Genomic DNA, 328 nt, shown 5'->3' on the forward strand with positions numbered 1-328 from the left:
TTGGCGATGCTTTTGAATCAATTGTTGTGGCGGATGTTGGTGCGACCGCTGACGAAGAGGATGTTGCTGTTGCGGATATCTCTGGTGTTTCTCCCATTGATTCGAGATCGGCAGTTGGCGATGCTTTTGAATCAATTGTTGTGGCGGATGTTGCTGTTGCGGATATCTCTGGTGTTTCTCCCATAGATTCCAGATCGGCAGTTGGCGATGCTTTTGAATCAATTGTTGTGGCGGATGTTGGTGCGACCGCTGACGAAGAGGATGTTGCTGTTGCGGATATCTCTGGTGTTTCTCCCATTGATTCGAGATCGGCAGTTGGCGATGCTTT

The 328-nt window shown here is 49.1% G+C and carries 1 protein-coding gene; it reads left to right on the forward strand.

Going from position 1 to position 328, the window contains the following annotated elements; genetic code table 11:
* A partial coding sequence (locus MiSe_RS50060; RefSeq protein ID WP_226595079.1) for a hypothetical protein occupies positions 1-328 on the forward strand: 328 nt, incomplete at both ends.

Origin of the sequence: Microseira wollei NIES-4236, assembly GCF_020521235.1 — a bacterium.
In the GTDB taxonomy this organism is placed as follows: Bacteria; Cyanobacteriota; Cyanobacteriia; order Cyanobacteriales; family Aerosakkonemataceae; genus Microseira; species Microseira wollei.